The following is a 19,821-nucleotide window of genomic DNA, read 5'->3' as shown; positions in this document are numbered from 1 at the left end:
TGGGCTCCGAATTGAATTCCTGCCCACTGAGAGGCCCTTCACCAATGAGCAGTTCCCATCCCATAAAAAGCTCAATGGCTGTGTACCGTACAGCTTGGATCGTGACCGCGATTTTTATACTTTCAAATGCCGCTACGCCACTCTACAGCTTTTGGCAGCAGTCCCTCGGCTTCGCGTCGGGGGTGCTAACCGTAATTTTTGCCTGCTACATCATTGGTCTTCTTCTAACTCTCACCGTCGCTGGGCAGCTGTCCGACCACTACGGGCGCAAAGCCTTGCTTCTACCCTGTGTGGGGCTGGCTATCATTGCAGCGATTCTGTTCGATCAAGCGCACAGCATCGGCGTCTTGATGCTCGCACGCTTCCTCACCGGCGTTTCGGTGGGCCTCGTTGTATCTGGGGGTATGGCGAATGTCGTCGAGCATGCTCAGCCTCATCGCAAGCATTTTGCTTCGCTAATGGCATCTGTCGCGATGGTGGCCGGAGCGGGCACGGGGCCGCTATTGGCASGGGTCGTTGCGCAATATCTTCCGAACCCGATCCACACAGTCTTCCGAGTGGAAATCGCGATTTTGTGCGTGGCGCTCCTAGCGCTACTCAATCAAAAAAACCAAAAGCTTGGGGGCGGTACGTTTAAAGCGCGCTTGCCCACCGTCGCTAAGGAAAACCTCGGCATCGTGCTATTGGGGATAGCGTTCTTCGGCCCTGGAATAACTTCGACATCATTCATCCTGTCGCTCGGCCCCAAGCTGATAGCGACTTTTCTAGGCGTGAATAGTCCCCTTGTCACGGGTTGTATGGCCTTTTCAATGTTCCTCGTCGCCGTGGGTGTGCAGTTTGCGGCGAAGCGATACAGCAGCCGTACCGTGTTTTCGCTTAGCGGGATCGGTACTGTCTTCTCAATGATTTTCGTGTGGATCGCGCTGGAAACCGGTTCCGCTCCATGGCTGATCGTTTCCGCTCTGTTGGCAGGCGCCGGTCAAGGCTTGGGCCAGTTAGGTGGACTGACCCTTATTGCTGACCGCGTGCCTGCGCAGCGCAGAGCCGAAGCCAACGCAGTGTTCAACATGGGAGGGTATGTGCCTGCTGGGGCGATCCCGGTGTTAACAGGTTACTTGATCGACTTTTGGGGGTTGAGCATTGGAATAAGCTCACTTGCGCTCATTATCGCGAGTCTTGCTTCTTTGGCGCTCACGCAGCTTTGGAGGCACGTCCCTAAGCAAAGTCAAACTCGTACACACGGCGAGGCCTAACGAGCCCACTTATGTGGCAGCAAATCGATAATCTGACTGGTGCGCTGGGTTGGCAAGCGCCTGAGGACGTCTTTCAGATTGGTGTATGGATCGTGCCCGTTGAGTCGGACCGACTGGATCAAACTCATGATCGCCGCCGCACGCTTCCCACTGCGTAACGAGCCTTGAGCGATGGCATCAGGAAGGTGTGTTGCCCGGACGGTTACGATAATTGGCCTTTAGGTGGAGATGGATCATTTTCATGACCATCTTTGCTTCCAGTTTTCCATCTTTATTGTGTATCACTAACTCAGTTTCTTGGTTTTTGCTGATCTCACAAGCTCGGTTTACGGCATCTTTTTTGGTATCGAAGTGACCAGATGAACGCTGACCACCACTGTATATATGCAGCATTCCGCCCAGCTTTTGATGACTTTTTTGTTGGTTTGAAAGCGGTAATTAGTCTCAAGTTTTTCCATACCCCATGGGGCTTGCACTTCACAACCCACCTCGCTAACCTTCGCCCGTCGCTGCCAATTCAGCGAACGGGTGTGGTAGCCCGATTTTCATAGGAGCCCAATCCATTGGAGTTCCAAATGCTCAACGAAAACGCTGATTCATCAGCAACCCCAAACTCGTCAGAGTTCGATCCTGAGTTCGTGTCCCGCAAACCGGCCGGGGCCGACCGCCGTCCCAACCCCATCTTCACCATCGCCCCCAACGTCAACAACGAAACTCTCCTGGTTCACGCCTGTGAAACCCTTGCCTCGGCCAGTGTCATGGCCAGTGAACTGGCGTTTATCCTCTCCGGCCCAAAATGCAATTTGGCACTGGGGGTTCAACAGATGATTGCCTTGGCGGAACTATCGGTGAACCGCGTGCTGGATCAGGTAGATCCGCAGTAGCAGGCGAGGGCGGTTTTAGCCTGATGTGAAAAAGCCCACTGAACCGGCGACGGTCAGTGGGCTTTTTTTGGGTTTTTCACGCAATCCCGGGGAACACCGATACCTGTAGGAGCGAGCTTGCTCGCGATGAACCTGAGAACCCCGCGGGGTATCAGGTTTGCAGCGTCATCGTTGACGTCCATCGCGAGCAAGCTCGCTCCTACAGAGGACCACATTCGCTTAACTGAACAGCATTGCTCTCTATGCCGCACGCTTCGGCAGCCCCTGTCATCAATTGCCAAGTCACTGACGCTTAATGTGAAGCAACCCGCTTGCACGTGACGATACTGGTTTGTTTACCGACCTCGAACCGTAAAGCGAAACCGCATTGGCACATGAAGTCCTGCCTCACTACTCTGATGGGGGACTGTCAGTTGCATCTCAATAAAACAATCAGAGAGAGCGCAGAATGAAGTTCAGTTTCGTAGACAGCAACCAGCCGAGCCGCCGGCGGGTTTTACGCGATGCATTCACTTTGGCTTTGGCGGCCTCGCCGTTGGCAAACCTCGCCAAGGCAGCAGACGAAAACGCTGAAGAAGTGACCTTTGCCGCTGGCCCACGACCGTTGGTGCAATACCCGCAAAAACGCCCGTTGACCCTGGTGACCACTCGACCGCCGCACCTGGAGACGCCGTTCCCGGTGTTCAACGAAGGGCCGATCACGCCCAATGACGCCTTTTTCGTGCGTTATCACCTGGCCAATTTCCCGACCAGCATCGATCCCGACAGCTACCGCCTGACGATCAAGGGTTCGGTCGATACGCCGCTGTCGCTATCTCTTGCCGAGCTCAAGGCCCTCGCCGAACCGGTGGAAGTGGTGGCCGTCAATCAATGTTCGGGTAACAGCCGTGGCTTCTCGATGCCGCGGGTGTTTGGCGCCCAGTTGGGCAATGGCTCGATGGGCAATGCGCGGTGGGTGGGGGTGCCGCTCAAGGCGGTATTGGAAAAGGCCGGTGTGAAAGCCGGTGCCGCGCAAGTGACTTTCCGTGGGCTCGACAAACCCGTGCTGCCGAGCACGCCGGAGTTCATCAAGGCGCTGGACATCAGCCATGCCATGGACGGCGAGCCGATGATTGCCTGGTCGATGAATGGCACCGACCTGCCATTTCTCAACGGTTACCCGATTCGTCTGGTGGTGCCGGGCTATTTCGGCACGTATTGGGTCAAGCACCTGAGTGAGATCGAGGTCATCGACCATACCTATGACGGTTTCTTCATGGCCAAGGCGTACCGGGTTCCGGATAACGATTGCTTCTGCATTGCCCCCGGCACCACGGCGGCGAAAACCCGGCCGATTTCCAGGCTGCCGGTGCGCAGTTTCATCACCAGCGTTAAACACGGCGATGTATTGCCGCTGAACAAAAGCGTGGTGCTCAAGGGCATCGCGTTCGACGGTGGCGTTGGGGTCAACAAGGTGGAGGTGTCGATCGACGGCGGAAAAATCTGGCGCGAAGCTGCGCTTGGGCAGGACCTTGGCCGTTTCTCCTTCCGTGAGTGGACACTGCCGATCACCTTTACCAGCAAGGGCGCCACGCAGTTGATGGTACGGGCCAGCAACAGTGCGGGCGAGACTCAGCCGCTGCAGGCGGACTGGAACCCCGGTGGCTACCGCCGCCACGTCGTCGAAACCAGCCACGTGACCGTCGCCTGAGGAGGACTGCATGAAACTTGTGAAACTCATGAGCACCGTGCTGTGCGCGGTTCAGGTTGGTCTGGCCAGCATGGCGGGTGCAGCGCCACTGTCGATCACCTTGCCGCCCGAAACGGCGGCGCTCAAGCCCAGTACGTTGCCGGGCTACCCATTGGCGCAGCAGAAGTGTTCGATCTGCCATTCGGCCGATTACATCAACTTCCAGCCGCCTGGCATGAGCCTGGCGCAATGGACTGCTGAAGCAGGCAAGATGCAGCAGGTGTACGGTGCGCCGATCAGCGACCAGGAGGTGAAGGTGATCGGCGCCTATCTGGCAGTGACCTACGGCAGTGCCCAGGCGAGCGATGCCGATGTTCAGGCGGCCTCGAACCCGCCGACGGATCAGCCACCGACGGTGTCGGTAGCGAAAGTCGCCTCGGCCTTGCTCCAGGACAACGCCTGCCTGTCCTGTCACGCGGTCGACCACAAGGTCGTCGGCCCGGCCTATCGCGATGTGGCGGTCAAGTATGCCAATGACCCGCAGGCACTGGCCCGGGTAATGTCGAGCATTCAGCACGGCGGTAGCGGCAAGTGGGGGGATGTGCCCATGCCACCGTTCGCGCAGTTGAGTTCGGACGACCTGAAGAGCCTGGCGACGTACATCATGAAGCAGTGAATCAGCGTTAGCCTGATGCGAAAAAGCCCACTGAACCGACAACGGTCAGTGGGCTTTTTTGGGGGCGCAGGTTTGTTCAAGACATCTAGTTGGTTGCACTGAAGCGCTTTAGAATGGCCTGGTACATCTTGGTCCGTCGATGATCCTGGCCATAACCGCCAGCAGCGGCAACGGTGCCGGCCTGGACGTGGTCCAGGTACTTGAAGATTTTGCCGGGCGACAGAAACACGACCTTGTAGCCAAGCCCGATCACCCGGTCTTGCAACTCATAACCGGGCACACGGTCGTCGATCTGAAAATGCAGACCCTGCTGCTTCATCAGCCTGCAATTCCATAGCGTGCAAAAGCTTTTCAAGTAAGTTTCTCTGTAGGGTTTTGGCTCTTTTGATCGCAGGCCGAGCGATTGCTTGAGGCGCCGGTAATGGTGCTTGAGCAGGCGTGAAGTGAAGCGCCACACGGTCCTTGGCAGTCCGCGGTTGAGTTGTTCCGTGCAACCGACCGCTGCGACGTTTCGATCTTTTGTGCAGTGGTCCATCATCATCGCGAAGACGTTTGCATCGAAGACAAACGTGTCGGTGTGCATCAGGAACAGATAGTCGGTATCAACCCTGGTCAGTGCCATGTCCAGCGCCTTGCCATGGGCGATGTGGCCCGGCTCTTTGGTGGGGGCATCCCGTTCGACCAGATTGATCCAGTCGAGTGAGCGCAAATACTCGACGCTGGCGTCCGCCGAACCGTTATCCACCACCCAGACCGGGATTGCGGCTTTGCGTACAGGCTCGCGCAACAGGTCCAGGCAGATCCTGGTCAAATCAAGGGTTTTGTAATTAACCAGAACGATGCTGAACGGTGGCTTGGCGTTTGTATCGACACTACCCATCTTCGAAATGCTCGACGACTTAAAAGCGTCGAAGACTAACAGAGGCAACCTTAGCCCAGGCTTAATTTCACCTGGGCCGTTGGTGTCGAGGCGGGCACAGGGTTTTGAGCCGCTTGCCAGGGGCGCAGGCTATCGCTGCCTGACGCCCTCGAATGTGCCAGTGCGCACCTCGCCACTGCGGATGTAACGGGCGATCAGCACGCCCCCGGGCGAGCTGATCGAGTTCAGCAAGGTGAAGGCCGACGCTTGTGCATTGTCGTCGAACAAATGCTTGCCGCGCCCCAGCAGGATGGGATGAATCATCAGCCGCAACTCGTCCACCAGGCCGGCGGCAAGCAGTTGGCGCACCAGTTCGCCGCTGCCTTGGGTCAGTAGCTGAGGACCGTCCTGGCGCTTGAGCGCGCTGATCGCGTCGACCAGGTTGCCCTGCAGCGCATGACTGTTCTGCCAGGCCAGCGAATCGGCGCGATGGGTGGCCACGTGCTTGGGTACGCCGTTGAATAGATCAGCAATGGTGTGGTGAGTGGAGTCGGCCTGAATGTGTGGCCAATAGGCGGCGAAGATGTCGTAGGTACGACGTCCCAGCAGCAACTCGAACGGCTGGGAGAACAGGTCCTGTACGGCCTGACCGGTGGTTTTGTCGGCGTAGGGGACGATCCAGCCACCGAAGCGGAATCCACCACTGGTGTCCTCTTCAGGCCCGCCGGGCGCTTGCATGACGCCGTCCAGACTCACGAACGCGGCAACGGTGAGTGTGCGCATGTTCTTCTCCTGATTCATCCGGATGAAAAAGTTCAGGCAGGGAAATCTGCGATCCCTTGGGACCATTCCCTGATAGATAGTCGAACCGGACGCTGTGAAATCGACAACAAGCTGCGCGGTTTTCTATTTCTCGTGGGAATGCATCGCGATAAGCCCCTGTTTTCCAGTGGCCGCTGGTGGACGCACGATGTAATGCGGTAGCCAGTCAGTCGAAGATCTGCGATCTGATTTGTTTCGCCCGGTTTTCGATGATGAGCGACGCAGGGTAGGCACTGGCTCGCTCTGGTCTGTCTGTATGGACCACTTACGATAGTGTAGTGTCGGAGCCACAAAGGATGTTCCAGGCTTTTCGTTTCTTCCCAGGATGGATGTTTACCCAATGCTCAAGTTCAATGCTCATCTCGGTTTTCAATTCAATGAATTGCCTTTTCTGCAACGCATCGAAGCCGCCGCCGCTGGATTTCGGGCGGTGGAGTTTCCGTCGCCCTATGAATTCGACGCCAGTCTCCTGGCCGACCACTTGGCTCAATACGCTCTTCCTCTGATTCAGTTCGCCGCACCGGCGGGCGTCACCAAAGGCATTGCAGCCCTGCAAGGCAAGGAAGAAGAGTTTCGCGCTGGCCTGGTCCAGGCCGCCCGTTATGCAAAGGTGCTGGCTTGTTCGGATGTCCACATCATGTCTGGAGTTACGACGCAGGATGAGGCTGCGCTTATCTTCGGGAGCAACCTTGCGTATGCAGTCAAGTACTTCGAAGATCAGGGGTTGCGGCCCCTTATCGAAGTGATCAGTTCGAAGGAGATGCCGGGCTATTACATGTCTGACTTCAGCAGAGCGCAACAGGTGCTGGAGACCTTCCCGAGTGTCGGGCTGATTCTCGATCTTTACCATGCCCAGCTTTTGACCGCAGACGCAGCAGATGTTCTGGCTCGATTTTATGACCGAACCGTCCATGTGCAAATTGCTGACTGTCCGGGTCGTCACGAACCGGGAACGGGGAGCATCGACTTTGCTGCCTTGTTCGCAGCGCTGGAGCAGCGTGGCTACCCAGGATGGATCGGGTGTGAATACCGTCCTTGCGGCTCTACCGTTGCGAGCCTGGACTGGATCAAGCAGCTAAGTGCTTAGCACTTGCGGGCACCCGTTACCCTGATGCACTCCTCAGGTGGAGAGATTTGAAAGGCGCTTGATGGCCGATTTCTGCCTGATGCATCGCCCCGGTTTCGCTCAAATTCCGGATCGATACTCGGGTCGCCCTCGATGTACCGACTGCACTGACAACGAGCTGGCATTCAAGGCCGTCTGTAATGACAGCTGAGTTGTGTTGCACACGAGTCAGCTTCCAATAAATGGGAGATTCTCTTCTCGAATGACGCGAGCGGCATCATCGTATAGAAACGGGAGAAACATATAGCGGCGACCTTGGGTTACAGGCGTGGCTTCGTGCAAAAGTGAACACGAAAACACCACAGCCCCTCCTGTTGGAGCGCTGTAAAGCGCTTTTCCAAACTCTGGAAAATGCAGAAAACCGCCTTCGTACTCTCCGGAATTAAGAAACAGGGAAACGGCAAAACGGCGATGCGCTGTACCCTTCGTGGTGTTATCCCTATGGGGCCGGAAATGCCCGCCTTCATCGCTGTTGTAGCAGGCCACCAGATAGCGCTCCATTCGAGTGGCATTGAACTGGAACGCTTTGTGTAGCTCTGGAAGCAAACGGTCGGCTATACGCAGCGAGCATGCTTTGGATAGAGCCTTGTCTTCAATAACGCAGTCACGACGTTGCTTGTGGCCATGGTCGGTGATGTAGACGGTTTTACCCGACTGCTCCATCATAAACCCGGATTCCTCTCCGCCACGTTCGTCGTAATAACGTATTAGTGCTTTACACAGCTTGGGCTCAAATATACGGGGAATCACCAGGACAGGGGCGTGTGGTGTGGCGGCATGTGGCGCAGCCAGTGCGGGTAATCTATCCAGAAAGCGCATTAACGAGGGTATATGGTTATCAACCGGTGCCTCTATCGGGATGATGGCCAGGAAACGCAGCGCAGGATCCAGCACGCAGGTCATTTGCCTGATGCTGCCGTCTGGCTGCAATGTACCGTAGAGCTGACTGACTGACCGATCGAAGTCCCAGATGAAGCGCATGCCAGGTATCGCACTTTCTACCCGCTTCAGCTTTTCATCCTCGGGATCTACGGAAACACCAAAGAAGCAGACGTGATCGTCATTGAACCGCTGGCGATGGGCCCGAACACCCTCCAGAACTTTAATTGATGCAGGATCAGCCGCAGAACCAAAAAAACAAAGCACTACATACCGACCGCCAATGGTGTCGAAACAAAAGCGCTCTCTTTGTTGAGTGCGGCAATGGAACCAAGGGGCGGGTCCACCGACTGAAAACGCTGTAGCGCGCATCACAACTCCTTGCCGGCAGGCAGTGGATCGCTATCAGGAATAAAGTCAGGAGACTCACGCCGAGCACTGCTTCTTCCCCAAAGGTACCGCTTACAAATGGGCTTACGGTACCGCATCACTACGATGCCGATGCGGGAAAAGCGCCAGGCACTCGAAGCTTGCAGGTAAAACTAGTTCAGTCTTGTCGAAGCTGCCCAGAGCGCAGATCGCGATTGCTCCTTCATGACTGGTATCCAGGGGCGATTCACCGCCTGTTTCCAGCGTTATGCACCAAGTGCGCACCACAGGGATCTGACCCGATACTTTAAGCTGATATCATTCAAGCACTTGCAAAAGGAGTAGGAAAACATGAACCGTCGTAAAAAAATAAACCAGTTGTTAAAGGCTAACGCCAAAAAAGCCAGTGCCAAATTGGCACCGAAAAGCAAGTCAAAATACATCAGTAAAGCGGACCGATTGAAACTGGCTGCTGAGTCCAGTCAGGACTCCAGCATTTGCGCTGAGAGCTGATCCATATCGTCGTTCGCCACAAGAAGGGCGGGTATGGCGTTTGAGAGAGCCCTGCACCGAACTTTGTGAAAGCGACACGCGTTGAAATTTCCTGCCGCAATCCCGCTCATCCACGGCGGTTTGTGCGAAAGCCCACACGGTTACCCAAGGTTTTTGCACGAATCTTCACCGCTGTCGCTCGTATCATTTCACTCGGTAAATCCGGTGAGCATTGCGATGACAAAAAAAACAACGTTGTGGGACATCAGTCCACCCTTGAGTACCGAAACGCCGACCTGGCCGGGTGACACGCCGTTCCAGGAGGAACGCGTCTGGACCTACGGTCCCGAGTGTCCGGTGAATGTCGGACGCATCACCCTGTCGCCGCATACCGGCGCCCACGTCGATGCACCGCTGCATTACAGCGCTGATGGTGCGCCGATTGGCGATGTGGCGTTGGACGTCTATATCGGGCCTTGCCGCGTTTTGCATTGTCTGGACAGCGGCGAACTGGTGCAGCCCGGGCAATTGCAAGGACGTTTGCACGACGTGCCCGAGCGCGTGCTGCTGCGCACCTATCGACAAGCGCCGCTGACAGCCTGGGATTCAGGGTTCACGGCCGTTGCCAGGGAAACCATCGACTTGCTGGCGAGCCTTGGTGTGCGGTTGATTGGCATCGATACGCCGTCACTGGACCCCCAGCAATCCAGGACCATGGATTCACACGGTGCCGTGGCCCGCCATCACATGGCGATTCTTGAAGGCATCGTGCTGGACGATGTCCCGGAAGGCGATTATGAATTGATCGCCTTGCCGCTGCGCTTTGCTCATCTGGACGCCAGTCCGGTCAGGGCGATTCTGCGGCCGCTGAGTACGTCGCAACGCGGGTAACCCATTCAACAGATCCGAAGTGGACGCCGGAGCCGGGCACCAACCTGGCTCCCGGTTCCGGCGCCCGGTTCCGGCGCCCCATTCGGGTGAGCGATGTCAGGCATTACTCTCGGTGAATTTTTCGTAGTACAGGTGCACGCTGTCCAGTGCCTGGGCCTGTAACCAGGTTTTGATCGACTCAACCATCGGCGGTGGCCCGCAGACGTACATATCAACCTCGCCATCGCGCAGTTCAGCGGCGTCGAAGTGCTCGGCAATGTAGCCGCGCTTGCCGGTCCAGTGCGGTGACGGCTCGCTGACCACCTCGGTGTAGCGCAACCCCGGGATGCGTTGCGCATACGCGTGGATGCGCGCCTGCTCGCACAGGTCGGTTGCATCGCGCACACCGTAGTACAAATGCACGGGTTGCTCGCAGCCGCGTTCGGCGAGCTCGTCGAGCATGCCCAGCGATGCAGAAAGACCGGTGCCACCGGCCACCAGGATCAGCGGCCTGGCGACGTGTCGCAGATAAAAAGCCCCCAGCGGTGCCTCCAGAACGATTTGGTCGCCCACCTGACAGCGTTCGCGGATGTAGTTGCTCATTACCCCGTTGGGAAGCAGGCGAATCAGAAACTGCAGCTGATTGCTGGCGCTCGGCCGATTGGCGAACGAATAAGAGCGCTTGTTCTCGGTGCCCGGGATCCGCAACCGGGCGTATTGTCCCGGCAGGAAATCCAGTGATTGCCCGACCTGACCCAGATCCAGATGCAGGATCGCGGTACTGGCCGAGACCTGTTTGACGTCGCTGACCGTTGCCGTGAGTCGGTCGGGGCCGGCGGCATTGCACAGGCTGGAGGCGAAGTCGAAATAGAACGCCGCGTCGGATTTGACCCGTGTCTGGCAGGTGAGCATTTTGCGTTGTTGCAGGTCCTGGCTGGAGAGGGCTTCCTCATCCACATAGTCCTGGCTGTAATCGCCCGACTCGCAACGCCCCTGGCAGGTTCCGCAGACGCCTTCGCGGCAATCCAGGGGAATGTTGATGCCATTGCGCAGGGCGGCGTCGAGCAGGATTTCGTTGGGTTGTACGGGAAAGAACAGCGTTTTGCCGTCGGCAAAGCTGAACGCGACCTTATGGTTCATGCCCCGGTCTCCTTGGATTCAGATGTGGTAGAAATCGAGTACCGAGTTGATGGTGTCGTTGAGCAGCAGCACATGCTTGCGAGTGATCAGCCAGCTATCGGCGTGTGGCGTGAGGTGATAGGTCGCGCGGCCGAAAAACTGCTCGGATGTCGCCAGGCGGTAGTACAACGTGTGCCAGTTCAGCCGCACCTCCAGCTCGCCGTTTGCAAGCTCGCCGATCCGCACGTTGTTGATCTGATGCAAGGTGCGCGGCATTGGCGTCGAGGACGCGGACTTGCCGGTGCGCAGGCGGAACACGCGGTCTTCCAGGCCTGAACGATTGGGGTAATAGATCAGCGACATTTCGCGTTTGGGGTCGCGGGTGTAGACGTGTTCGGRGTCCCATTGCGGCACGTGGAACTCGCTGTGCTCGGCGAACAGCTGGATGTAGGCATCCCAGTCCTGAGCGTCGCACAGTTCGGATTTGCGATAGAAAAACTGTTCGATCTGGTACTGCAATTGCGCATTCATCATTGCACCTCACGGAGTTTCAGGGATTTCGCGTCCAGGCCATCGAGCAGGAATTGCTGCCAGTTGCGGTGCTGGTTGACGTAAAGCCCTTCGTGGGTGAATTCGGTGCCGGTCATGGCCGGGGCAATGCCGATCGCCTCGCTGTTGGGCGTGGCGCCAGTGGCCCAGCGGTGACTGCCGCGGGAAATATCGCTCCAGCGCTCCAGGCGCGCCTGGAAACCGCGCTGGGCTTCACGGAACTCCACCAGGTCATCCGGTGTGCCCAGGCCCGAGACGTTGAAGAAGTCCTCGAACTGGCGAATGCGGTTTTCGCGATCGGCATCGGACTCGCCCTTGACGCCGATGCATTGGCTGACGATTTCGGTCTTGTTCCATGCCACCGGGCGGATGATGCGCAATTGCGAGCTGATCTGATCGAGGAAAAACAGGCTCGGATAGATATTCAGGTTACGCAGGCGATGCATCATCCACTCGGCCTTTTGCTGGCCGTGTTCTTCGATCAGGCGCGGCATGATCGTCGCGTAGCCGGAGCGCACCGACGGGTTGGGCATGTCGCTGAACAGCAGGCTGTGGCCATTGTTGAAGGCGAACCAGCCGTCATCGGTATTGGCATCACCGGCGCCGAGCTTGCTGTAGTCGAGGGTGCCGCTGGCGGCGGTGCCGTTCTCGCTGTTGACCTGCTGGCGGTGCTGCACCGTGGCCACGTAGTTGTAGTGGACCGTGCTGACGTGATAACCATCGAGGCCGTTTTCGTTCTGCAGTTTCCAGTTGCCGTCGTAGGTGTAGGCCGACTTGCCGGGCAGTACCTCCAGCTCACCGCTCGGCGACTGGGCGACCATCATGTCGAAGAACACTTTGGCGTCGCCGAGGAAGTCTTCCAGGCTGTTGTCGGCGTGCACATCCAGGCTGATGAAGACGAAACCCTTGTAGCTCTGGATGCGGGCTTTCTTCAGGCCGCGGGTGGCTTTGTCGAAGCCTTCCGGGTACTCGCCCGGCGCCTTGACCTTGACCAGGCGACCATCGCTTTTGTAGCACCAGGCATGGAACGGGCAGGTGAAGGTCGACTGATTGCCCTTGCCGACGCGGGTCAGCGTCGTGCCGCGATGCTGGCAGGCATTGATCAGCGCATTGAGCTGACCATCACCGTCGCGGGTAATGATCATCGGCTGGCGGCCGGCGCGCATAGTCACGAAGTCGTGGTTGTTGGCCAGCTCGCTTTCGTGGCAGGCGTAGATCCAGTTCTTTTCGAAGATCAGTTCCATCTCCAGATCGAACAGCTGCGGCTCGGTGAAGATGTCCCGGGCGATGCGGAATACGCCCTCTGCCAGGCGGAAATCCAGGCAGCTTTGGATAAACGCTTTCCACTGCTCGACGTTTTTTTCGCCACTCATGGTGTGCACCTTTTTTATTGGGCTAATCGGTGCGCTCATTAGAGGAGCGGGGCGGGTGGCGGTCTATCCGATAAGTTGGCGAAGGCAGTCCGTAAAATTGGGGGGGCGGTAACAGTTGGTTGGGCAGCGATGACACAAATCCCGCACCAGGTGATAAACGGCTGCACCTGATTGCGCCAATCAGATACTGTTTTGCAATGCGCCGAGTGCTGATCGAGTGCTTTTGCGGCTTTGTCAGCCATGTCTTATCCGCTTAGTTACCGATCACTATCCGTTAAGTGGGCGCCGACGATTTATGGCGTGGAAGTTGCTCCTTTCCCGCCTGGTACGCGCCGTCAGAGCGCGCCGAAAATATTGCCTGTGAGTGCACCGTGATGAGCAGCAAAGTGGATCCGCAGTTTCGCGACATTCGTGTCGACAGCGATGACCTGGAGGCCGCCAGAAGCTGGATGTCCGGTATCTGCGGGCCCCATCGACTGGTGAGCGCGACCCCCGAACGGATTCGCTTTCATCACAACGCCAACATGTTCAAATCGATGGCCACCACCCTGGGTACTATCGAATACGGCACCGATGTCACCATCGATATCGAAGACGCCGAGCACTTCAGCAGCTACAGCCTGAGCTTGCCGCTGGTGGGCCAACAGGAGCTGAGCAAGGATGGCAGCGTGCTCAGGTCCGACCGCGATCAAGGGGTCATCGTGTCGCCCAATGAAAACCAGCTGCTGGCGATCTCCGGTGACTGTCGCAAGGTTCAGGTAGTGATTACGCGTATCGCGATGAGCGAAGCGCTGGAGGGGATGTTGCAACGGCCTCTGGACGCGCCGCTGCGCTTCGAGCCGGTGATGGATGCGATCGATGGCGCATCGGCGTCGTGGTGGCGCATGGCGCGTTACTTCATCGACGAGCTTGCGCGCAGCAGCGAACTCTTCGAACAGGTGGCCTTCACCCGGGACATTGAAAGCTCGCTGATCAAAGGCTTGATCCTGGCCCAGCCCAACAACTATTCGCAGGCGCTGCGGGACGTGCTGGGCGTGAAGTTGCCGCACTACCTGATCAGGGCTCGACAGTACATCCACGACAACGCCCGCGAAGCGTTGCATCTGGAGGACATCGAGGCCGCTGCCGGCGTTTCGCGCTTCAAGTTGTTCGATGCGTTCAAGAAGTACTTCGCCATGTCGCCAATGGTCTACCTGAAAAAGTACCGCTTGAACGCCGTGCGCCAGGAGATTCTTGAGCACGGTTCGGCACGCAATATTTCCGGGATCGCGATGGGCTGGGGGTTCATGCACCTGGGGCGTTTTTCCACCGAGTACCGCAAGCTGTTCGACGAAACCCCGAGCATGACGTTGCAGCGCAACGAAGCCCGGCGCCTGCACGGGCTTTGAAGGTCGGCGTCCTTACTTGCGTACCACCAGATCCAGCAATTGCTCACGCTCCTTGATTTTTTGCAGGACGATTTCCGAACGTATATCGGTGACGCCGGCGGTGCGGTTGAGGTGGTTGACGATGAAATCCGAGAAGTGTTTGAGGTTGCGGGCCTGCACCCGCAACACATAGTTGCTTGCCCCGGTAACCACATAGGCGGTGACCACTTCCGGCCACTGCTGAACCTTCTTGATGAAGGTCTCGTGCCAGTCCTCGACGTCCTGTCGCAGCGACACATGAACGATGGCTTCCAGTTCAATGCCCAGCCGTTCGGCGTTCAGCACCGCGCGATAGCCGGTGATGATTCCTTCGCTTTCCAGCAGGCGCAAACGACGCAGGCAAGCCGACGGTGACAAGGCGACTTTCTCCGCCAATTCCTGATTGCTGATGCGGCCATCCTGTTGCAATTGATGCAGGATTCGCAGGTCTGTCGAGTCAAGATTCATGGTTTGAATAAATCCGCGTTTATTGGGGTTTGATTCGAATATTCTGCGAGATAACTACTATAGCGCTGCCCACTTTGCACGAAAATTCTCCAATGGTTAGTTCATTATCTCTCCATCGAAAGGCGGGCGAATTGCCTGATGCCGGTCAGCCAAGGGTTTGAACACTGCAATCCTTGTGGGAGCGAGCTTGCTCGCGATAGCGGCGGGTCAGTCAACATTGATGTTGAATATTAGGCCCCCATCGCGAGCAAGCTCGCTCCCACAGATTTTGTGTGTCAACTGATCAGTATTAGGCGAATTGCCTTGAATCAGGGCGCCCGGGCAGGTCGATGCAACCTGCCCGGAGGGCGCCGCATAACAAAAAACAGGACACCCAATGACGACAAGAAACGATTGTCTGGCGCTTGATACCCAGGACACGCTGGCGCCCCTGCGCCGGCAGTTTGCGCTCCCTGAAGGCGTTATCTATCTCGATGGCAACTCCCTGGGCGCGCGGCCGGTCGCTGCTTTGGCGCGGGCTCAAGCGGTGGTCGCCGAGGAGTGGGGCAATGGCTTGATCCGCAGCTGGAACAGCGCAGGCTGGCGCGAGCTGTCGGAGCGTCTGGGCAACCGCCTGGCGGGCTTGATCGGTGCGGGGGAGGGTGAAGTCGTGGTGACCGATACCACTTCGATCAACCTGTTCAAAGTGCTGAGCGCCGCTTTGCGCGTACAGGCCACCAGGTCGCCGCAGCGACGGGTGATCGTCAGTGAATCGAGCAATTTCCCCACCGACCTGTACATCGCCGAAGGCCTCGCGCAGATGCTACAACAGGGTTATACCCTGCGCCTGGTCGACAGTCCTGAAGGGTTGCCGCAAGCGATTGACCAGGACACGGCAGTGGTCATGCTCACCCACGTCAATTACAAGACCGGCTACATGCACGACATGCAGGCCCTGACCGCGCTGACTCACGAATGTGGCGCGCTGGCGATCTGGGACCTGGCCCATTCCGCGGGCGCGGTACCGGTCGACCTGCATCGGGCGGGTGCCGATTACGCCATCGGCTGCACCTACAAGTACCTCAATGGCGGGCCGGGCTCGCAGGCCTTTGTCTGGGTTTCGCCACAGTTGTGCGATCTGGTGCCGCAGCCACTGTCCGGCTGGTTCGGCCACTCACGGCAGTTCGCCATGGAGTCGCATTACGAGCCGAGCAGCGGCATCGCGCGCTACCTGTGCGGCACCCAGCCGATTACCTCTTTGGCGATGGTCGAGTGTGGCCTGGACGTGTTTGCCCAGACCGACATGGTCAGCTTGCGCCGCAAATCCCTGGCGCTGACTGACCTGTTCATCGAATTGGTCGAGCAGCGTTGCGCGGCTCACGATCTGACGTTGATCACGCCGCGTGAGCACGCCAGACGTGGCAGTCACGTCAGCTTCGAACACCCCGAAGGTTATGCGGTGATCCAGGCCCTGATCGAGCGGGGCGTGATTGGTGATTACCGCGAGCCACGCATCATGCGTTTCGGTTTCACCCCGCTGTACACGACCTTCACCGAAGTCTGGGATGCGGTACAGATCCTCGGCGATATCCTCGACCGGAACACCTGGTCGCAAGCGCAATTCCAGGTTCGCCACAGCGTGACCTGAACTCTGCGGCGTCCTTGTCCTGCTGCGGGAGTTTCCCAGCGGCAGGGCTTCGGCCGCCGGCAATAACCAGTTCTGCAATCACAATAATAAGGAGCACGCAGAATGAAACTGTCCCTCTGGCCTGCCTTGCCGCTCGCCATCTCCAGTTGCCTTGGCCAAATGGCCTGTGCCGCCTCCGACAACGGATTTGTCGAAGACAGCAGCCTGACCCTGACCAACCGTAACTTCTATTTCTACCGCAACAACCTCAACAACCCGGGCGGTCAGAACTATCGGGACGAGTGGGCCCACGGGATCATGCTCGATTACCGCTCCGGCTACACCCAGGGAACGGTGGGGTTCGGGGTCGATGCCTATGCGCAGTTGGGCCTCAAGCTCGACAGTGGCAAAGGTCGCACGGGCACGGGTCTGCTGCCGGTCGATGCCGATGGTCGTCCCGAGGATGAGTATTCCGAAGCGGGCGGTGCGGTGAAGGCGCGGATTTCGCAGACCGAGCTCAAGTACGGCAACCTGACACCGCTCAACCCGGTGTTCGGCACCGGCAATGCGCGACTGTTCACCAGTGTTGCCACCGGCTTTCAGTTGACCAGCAATGAACTCAAGGCATTGCAACTGGACATCGGTCACTTCACCGCCGGCAACGACAGCAATTCGACCAATGCCAATGGCGCGCTCAAAGCGCTGTACGCCGGCGTGGAAACCCGCAGCGTCGATTATCTGGGCGGCAGCTACGCCCTGAGCGATCAACTGAGTGTCAGCCTGTACGGTTCGCAGTTCACCGACATCTGGCGCCAGTACTACGCCAATACCAACTACACCTTTGCCCTTGGCGAAGGCCAGTCGCTGAACCTGGATTTCAATCTCTATCGCACCAACGACAGCGGCCAGAGCCTGGCCGGCAAGATCGACAACACCACCTGGTCGCTGTCCACCGCGTACAAATTCGGTGCCCATCGGTTGACCCTGGCGTACCAGCGGGTCGATGGCGACGAGCCGTTCGATTACCTGGGCTTCGACCAGCAGCCAGGCACGTCGATCTTCCTCGCCAACTCGATTCAGGTTCTTGATTTCAACGCCCCCAACGAACGCTCCTGGCAACTGCGTTATGACCTGGACATGGCGCCTTTCGGCGTGCCGGGCCTGAGCTTCATGTCGCGTTACGTCAGTGGTGACCACATCGATGACAGCCATTACGACGGCGGACCCAATGGCGCCTATGGACGTTACGGCGATGACGGCAAGCGCTGGGAGCGCGACCTCGAGGCACGCTATGTCGTGCAGTCGGGCAAGGCCAGGGATCTGTCAATACGCGTGCGTCAGGCCAGTGTACGTTCCACCGCGCAGGTCGCCCGTGCCGACACCACGGACAACAACGAAGTCCGGGTGATCATCGAGTATCCACTGAGTATTTTCTGATCCGTGTCCTGCTGTGCGTGGCTGATCCCCACCGTTAAACCCACGACGTGCTCTTCAAGAAAGACAAAATCCAGAGGACATAAAAATGACCGATAACTCCGGTTTCGAAACGATATCCAACCGTGAACACGGCCTGCGGCGTCAGCTGACGTCGGGGCAGATGAGCATGATCGCCATTGGCGGTGCAATCGGCACCGGGCTGTTCATGGGCAGCGCCTATGCCATCGGTTATGCCGGGCCGAGCGTGTTGCTCAGCTATGGGATTGGCGCCATTATCACGCTACTGCTGATGGGCTGCCTGGCGGAAATGACCGTGGCCCATTCGACCTCGGGTTCGTTCGGTGYCTATGCCGAATTTTATGTCAGCCCGCTGGCCGGGTTCCTGGTGCGCTATGCCTATTGGGCGGCGATTGTGCTGGCGGTCGGCACGGAAGTGACGGCGGTGGCGATGTACATGAAGTACTGGTTTGCCAACGTGCCGGAGTGGATATGGATCGTCTCGTTCTCCAGCGTGCTGATCGTGCTCAATGCCATCAGCGTGAAGACCTTCGGCACTTTCGAATACTGGTTCTCGACCATCAAGATCGGCGCGATTGTCGGCTTCATCATCCTGGCGGTGTATGTGGTGTTCGGTTCCGGCAATCCGGACTACGGCGTGCACAATTACACCGCTCACGGCGGCTTCTTCCCCAATGGACTGCAAGGGATGTGGATCGCGGTGATCGTGTCGATCTTCAGCTACCTGAGCGTGGAGATGATCGCGGTGGCTGCCGGCGAGGCAAAAGACCCGGAACAAGCGGTGAAGAAAGCTTTTCGCGGGACTATCGTGCGCCTGGTGGTGTTCTACCTGCTGACCCTGGCATTGATGCTGGCAATCGTTCCTTGGGTCCAGGCTGGCCATGCCCAGAGTCCGTTCGTCACGGTGATGCAAGCCATCGGCATTCCCGGCGCCACCGGCGTGATGAATTTCGTGATCCTGATTGCGGCGTTGTCGGCGATGAACAGTCAGCTGTACATCACCACGCGCATGATGTTCAGCCTGTCCCGTGCCGGCTACGCGCCAAAATCCATGGGTGTATTGAGCAAGACCGGGATCCCGTTGAACGCGCTGTTGCTCTCCAGTTCAGGTATCGCCCTGGCGACGTTGCTCAACATCCTGTACCCGGAAAGTTCGTTCACCCTGATGATGGCGATCTCGATGTTCGGCGCGATCTTTACCTGGTTCATGATCTTCCTCACGCACTTCTGTTTCCGTCGTTTTCACGAACGCAATGGCAACCGCAAACTGTCGTTCCGCATGCGTCTGTTTCCCTACAGCACATTGCTGGGGCTGGTGCTGATGGGGGCGGTGATGATCACCACCTACTTCACTGAAGCCTTCAAGATGACCCTGGTGTTCGGTGTGCCGTTTCTGCTGGTGCTGTCGATTGTCTACGGTATTTTCTTCAGGAAAGCCCGGGTGGTCACGCGTCAAGAGCGAAAAATACTGGCCCCATAAAGAATGCCCGTATCTCACGATACGGGCATTCTTCAAGCTGCAAGGCTTGCCTTGCCGTTATGACCCTGTCGTAAAGGTCAGYTGGCTGAGAATGGTCATGGCCTTGGGCTGGATCGATGCACTGAGCGGCTGGCTCAACTCGTCGTGGAATGAATGATTGACCAGTTGTTCCTGCACGGCCCACTCGCTATACGGATCAGCTATTGCTGCGGTCGGTCGCCTTGGCTTTGCTTTGAGCAACAGCGGCTTCAGCCTTCTGTTTCTGGGCAACCTGGTAGGTTTCCATCGAGACTTTGCGGGCCGACTCCATGCGTGCGAAGGTCCGATCACCGCCACCTGTGGCCATCGCCAGAGAAGAAGCGGTCAGAGTGGCGACTACGAAGAGAACTTTCATGGATTTCATTTGGGTATCCTCAAGTGAGACTTTATTAACAGTTAAAGCGGGATTCATTGGCTAGCGCTGAAC

At 57.7% G+C, this 19,821-nt stretch carries 20 protein-coding genes and 1 pseudogene; 11 read left to right on the top strand and 10 right to left on the bottom strand.

Annotated elements, in window-relative coordinates; genetic code table 11:
• Positions 1 to 44 precede the first annotated feature (44 nt).
• Entirely contained in the window at positions 45 to 1,253 is a 1,209-nt protein-coding gene (locus AC1DXW_RS25385) for an MFS transporter (RefSeq protein WP_477760598.1), read from the top strand.
• Here the strand turns inward: AC1DXW_RS25385 and AC1DXW_RS25380 are convergent.
• Together AC1DXW_RS25380 and AC1DXW_RS25375 are read right to left on the bottom strand one after the other, a co-directional pair.
• A pseudogene (locus AC1DXW_RS25380) lies at positions 1,250 to 1,417 on the bottom strand (transposase domain-containing protein); the annotation flags it as partial. The gene AC1DXW_RS25385 and the pseudogene AC1DXW_RS25380 sit on opposite strands and share 4 nt — an antisense overlap.
• Positions 1,418 to 1,430: 13 nt before the next feature.
• Positions 1,431 to 1,646, bottom strand: coding sequence for a DUF2188 domain-containing protein (locus AC1DXW_RS25375; RefSeq protein WP_477756279.1), 216 nt, complete (start codon positions 1,644 to 1,646; stop codon positions 1,431 to 1,433).
• A 182-nt stretch (positions 1,647 to 1,828) separates the two neighbouring features.
• Between AC1DXW_RS25375 and AC1DXW_RS25370 the strand changes: the two genes are divergently transcribed.
• The 3 genes from AC1DXW_RS25370 (at position 1,829) to sorB (ending at position 4,482) form a co-directional block, all read left to right on the top strand.
• The gene (locus AC1DXW_RS25370) at positions 1,829 to 2,137 is read left to right on the top strand and encodes a DUF6124 family protein (protein ID WP_218432835.1); all 309 of its coding nucleotides are present in this window, start codon (positions 1,829 to 1,831) and stop codon (positions 2,135 to 2,137) included.
• Between the two features lie 448 nt (positions 2,138 to 2,585).
• Complete coding sequence (gene sorA / locus AC1DXW_RS25365) at positions 2,586 to 3,827, top strand: SorA family sulfite dehydrogenase catalytic subunit (RefSeq protein WP_477755820.1); 1,242 nt, start codon at positions 2,586 to 2,588, stop codon at positions 3,825 to 3,827.
• Between the two features lie 10 nt (positions 3,828 to 3,837).
• Complete coding sequence (gene sorB, locus AC1DXW_RS25360) at positions 3,838 to 4,482, top strand: SorB family sulfite dehydrogenase c-type cytochrome subunit (RefSeq protein WP_477755819.1); 645 nt, start codon at positions 3,838 to 3,840, stop codon at positions 4,480 to 4,482.
• Between the two features lie 85 nt (positions 4,483 to 4,567).
• Here sorB and AC1DXW_RS25355 read toward each other — a convergent pair whose 3' ends face one another.
• The gene (locus AC1DXW_RS25355; RefSeq protein WP_477755818.1) at positions 4,568 to 5,362 is read right to left on the bottom strand and encodes a glycosyltransferase family 2 protein; all 795 of its coding nucleotides are present in this window, start codon (positions 5,360 to 5,362) and stop codon (positions 4,568 to 4,570) included.
• A 129-nt stretch (positions 5,363 to 5,491) separates the two neighbouring features.
• Entirely contained in the window at positions 5,492 to 6,124 is a 633-nt protein-coding gene (locus AC1DXW_RS25350) for a dihydrofolate reductase family protein (protein ID WP_477755817.1), read from the bottom strand.
• Between the two features lie 379 nt (positions 6,125 to 6,503).
• Between AC1DXW_RS25350 and AC1DXW_RS25345 the strand changes: the two genes are divergently transcribed.
• Positions 6,504 to 7,250 (top strand): hydroxypyruvate isomerase family protein, encoded by a 747-nt coding sequence (locus AC1DXW_RS25345; RefSeq protein ID WP_477755816.1) that lies wholly within the window; start codon positions 6,504 to 6,506, stop codon positions 7,248 to 7,250.
• A 207-nt stretch (positions 7,251 to 7,457) separates the two neighbouring features.
• Here the strand turns inward: AC1DXW_RS25345 and AC1DXW_RS25340 are convergent, their stop codons facing one another.
• A complete protein-coding gene (locus tag AC1DXW_RS25340; RefSeq protein ID WP_477755815.1) occupies positions 7,458 to 8,540 on the bottom strand; it encodes a 2OG-Fe(II) oxygenase in 1,083 nt (360 codons plus the stop codon).
• 348 nt (positions 8,541 to 8,888) lie between these two features.
• Here AC1DXW_RS25340 and AC1DXW_RS25335 point away from each other — a divergent pair, with 348 nt between their 5' ends.
• Together AC1DXW_RS25335 and kynB are read left to right on the top strand one after the other, a co-directional pair.
• The gene (locus tag AC1DXW_RS25335) at positions 8,889 to 9,050 is read left to right on the top strand and encodes a DUF2986 domain-containing protein (RefSeq protein WP_108218102.1); all 162 of its coding nucleotides are present in this window, start codon (positions 8,889 to 8,891) and stop codon (positions 9,048 to 9,050) included.
• A gap of 216 nt (positions 9,051 to 9,266) precedes the next feature.
• Positions 9,267 to 9,920, top strand: a complete 654-nt coding sequence (kynB, locus tag AC1DXW_RS25330; protein ID WP_477755813.1) for an arylformamidase — start codon at positions 9,267 to 9,269, stop codon at positions 9,918 to 9,920.
• A gap of 96 nt (positions 9,921 to 10,016) precedes the next feature.
• Here kynB and antC read toward each other — a convergent pair whose 3' ends face one another.
• The 3 genes from antC to antA are packed head-to-tail and all read right to left on the bottom strand — an operon-like array spanning position 10,017 to position 12,940.
• A complete protein-coding gene (antC, locus tag AC1DXW_RS25325; RefSeq protein WP_477760597.1) occupies positions 10,017 to 11,039 on the bottom strand; it encodes an anthranilate 1,2-dioxygenase electron transfer component AntC in 1,023 nt (340 codons plus the stop codon).
• 18 nt (positions 11,040 to 11,057) lie between these two features.
• Positions 11,058 to 11,549 (bottom strand): anthranilate 1,2-dioxygenase small subunit, encoded by a 492-nt coding sequence (antB, locus tag AC1DXW_RS25320; protein WP_477760596.1) that lies wholly within the window; start codon positions 11,547 to 11,549, stop codon positions 11,058 to 11,060.
• On the bottom strand, positions 11,549 to 12,940 hold the full coding sequence (antA, locus tag AC1DXW_RS25315; RefSeq protein ID WP_477760595.1) for an anthranilate 1,2-dioxygenase large subunit: 1,392 nt from the start codon (positions 12,938 to 12,940) through the stop codon (positions 11,549 to 11,551). Before antA ends, antB begins: the two co-directional genes overlap by 1 nt.
• A gap of 374 nt (positions 12,941 to 13,314) precedes the next feature.
• Between antA and AC1DXW_RS25310 the strand changes: the two genes are divergently transcribed.
• Positions 13,315 to 14,328, top strand: coding sequence for an AraC family transcriptional regulator (locus AC1DXW_RS25310; protein ID WP_477756297.1), 1,014 nt, complete (start codon positions 13,315 to 13,317; stop codon positions 14,326 to 14,328).
• Between the two features lie 12 nt (positions 14,329 to 14,340).
• Here the strand turns inward: AC1DXW_RS25310 and AC1DXW_RS25305 are convergent, their stop codons facing one another.
• On the bottom strand, positions 14,341 to 14,814 hold the full coding sequence (locus tag AC1DXW_RS25305) for an Lrp/AsnC family transcriptional regulator (RefSeq protein ID WP_108218106.1): 474 nt from the start codon (positions 14,812 to 14,814) through the stop codon (positions 14,341 to 14,343).
• A 376-nt stretch (positions 14,815 to 15,190) separates the two neighbouring features.
• Here AC1DXW_RS25305 and kynU point away from each other — a divergent pair, with 376 nt between their 5' ends.
• The 3 genes from kynU (at position 15,191) to AC1DXW_RS25290 (ending at position 19,355) form a co-directional block, all read left to right on the top strand.
• Complete coding sequence (gene kynU / locus AC1DXW_RS25300; RefSeq protein ID WP_477760594.1) at positions 15,191 to 16,441, top strand: kynureninase; 1,251 nt, start codon at positions 15,191 to 15,193, stop codon at positions 16,439 to 16,441.
• A gap of 102 nt (positions 16,442 to 16,543) precedes the next feature.
• Positions 16,544 to 17,857 (top strand): OprD family porin, encoded by a 1,314-nt coding sequence (locus tag AC1DXW_RS25295; RefSeq protein ID WP_477756606.1) that lies wholly within the window; start codon positions 16,544 to 16,546, stop codon positions 17,855 to 17,857.
• An 85-nt stretch (positions 17,858 to 17,942) separates the two neighbouring features.
• On the top strand, positions 17,943 to 19,355 hold the full coding sequence (locus tag AC1DXW_RS25290) for an amino acid permease (RefSeq protein WP_477760593.1): 1,413 nt from the start codon (positions 17,943 to 17,945) through the stop codon (positions 19,353 to 19,355).
• 196 nt (positions 19,356 to 19,551) lie between these two features.
• Here AC1DXW_RS25290 and AC1DXW_RS25285 read toward each other — a convergent pair whose 3' ends face one another.
• Positions 19,552 to 19,758 carry a co-regulatory protein PtrA N-terminal domain-containing protein gene (locus AC1DXW_RS25285; RefSeq protein ID WP_218433307.1) on the bottom strand — a complete coding sequence of 69 codons (207 nt, stop codon included), beginning with the start codon at positions 19,756 to 19,758 and terminating at the stop codon, positions 19,552 to 19,554.
• Positions 19,759 to 19,821: the final 63 nt, after the last annotated feature.

The organism is Pseudomonas sp. P4_C4 (assembly GCF_056402055.1).
Note: the sequence above shows the minus strand (reverse complement) of the source record. Positions and strands in the feature narration are given on the sequence as shown.

Coding starts and splice junctions, on each gene's coding strand:
- kynB (WP_477755813.1), top strand. CDS start 9,267: ATGACAAAAAAAACAACGTTGTGGGACATCAGTCCACCCTTGAGTACC.
- AC1DXW_RS25305 (WP_108218106.1), bottom strand. CDS start 14,814: ATGAATCTTGACTCGACAGACCTGCGAATCCTGCATCAATTGCAACAG.
- AC1DXW_RS25350 (WP_477755817.1), bottom strand. CDS start 6,124: ATGCGCACACTCACCGTTGCCGCGTTCGTGAGTCTGGACGGCGTCATG.
- AC1DXW_RS25345 (WP_477755816.1), top strand. CDS start 6,504: ATGCTCAAGTTCAATGCTCATCTCGGTTTTCAATTCAATGAATTGCCT.
- kynU (WP_477760594.1), top strand. CDS start 15,191: ATGACGACAAGAAACGATTGTCTGGCGCTTGATACCCAGGACACGCTG.
- AC1DXW_RS25310 (WP_477756297.1), top strand. CDS start 13,315: ATGAGCAGCAAAGTGGATCCGCAGTTTCGCGACATTCGTGTCGACAGC.
- sorB (WP_477755819.1), top strand. CDS start 3,838: ATGAAACTTGTGAAACTCATGAGCACCGTGCTGTGCGCGGTTCAGGTT.
- AC1DXW_RS25295 (WP_477756606.1), top strand. CDS start 16,544: ATGAAACTGTCCCTCTGGCCTGCCTTGCCGCTCGCCATCTCCAGTTGC.
- AC1DXW_RS25340 (WP_477755815.1), bottom strand. CDS start 8,540: ATGCGCGCTACAGCGTTTTCAGTCGGTGGACCCGCCCCTTGGTTCCAT.
- antC (WP_477760597.1), bottom strand. CDS start 11,039: ATGAACCATAAGGTCGCGTTCAGCTTTGCCGACGGCAAAACGCTGTTC.
- AC1DXW_RS25285 (WP_218433307.1), bottom strand. CDS start 19,758: ATGAAATCCATGAAAGTTCTCTTCGTAGTCGCCACTCTGACCGCTTCT.
- AC1DXW_RS25375 (WP_477756279.1), bottom strand. CDS start 1,646: ATGCTGCATATATACAGTGGTGGTCAGCGTTCATCTGGTCACTTCGAT.
- antA (WP_477760595.1), bottom strand. CDS start 12,940: ATGAGTGGCGAAAAAAACGTCGAGCAGTGGAAAGCGTTTATCCAAAGC.
- AC1DXW_RS25335 (WP_108218102.1), top strand. CDS start 8,889: ATGAACCGTCGTAAAAAAATAAACCAGTTGTTAAAGGCTAACGCCAAA.
- sorA (WP_477755820.1), top strand. CDS start 2,586: ATGAAGTTCAGTTTCGTAGACAGCAACCAGCCGAGCCGCCGGCGGGTT.
- AC1DXW_RS25355 (WP_477755818.1), bottom strand. CDS start 5,362: ATGGGTAGTGTCGATACAAACGCCAAGCCACCGTTCAGCATCGTTCTG.
- AC1DXW_RS25370 (WP_218432835.1), top strand. CDS start 1,829: ATGCTCAACGAAAACGCTGATTCATCAGCAACCCCAAACTCGTCAGAG.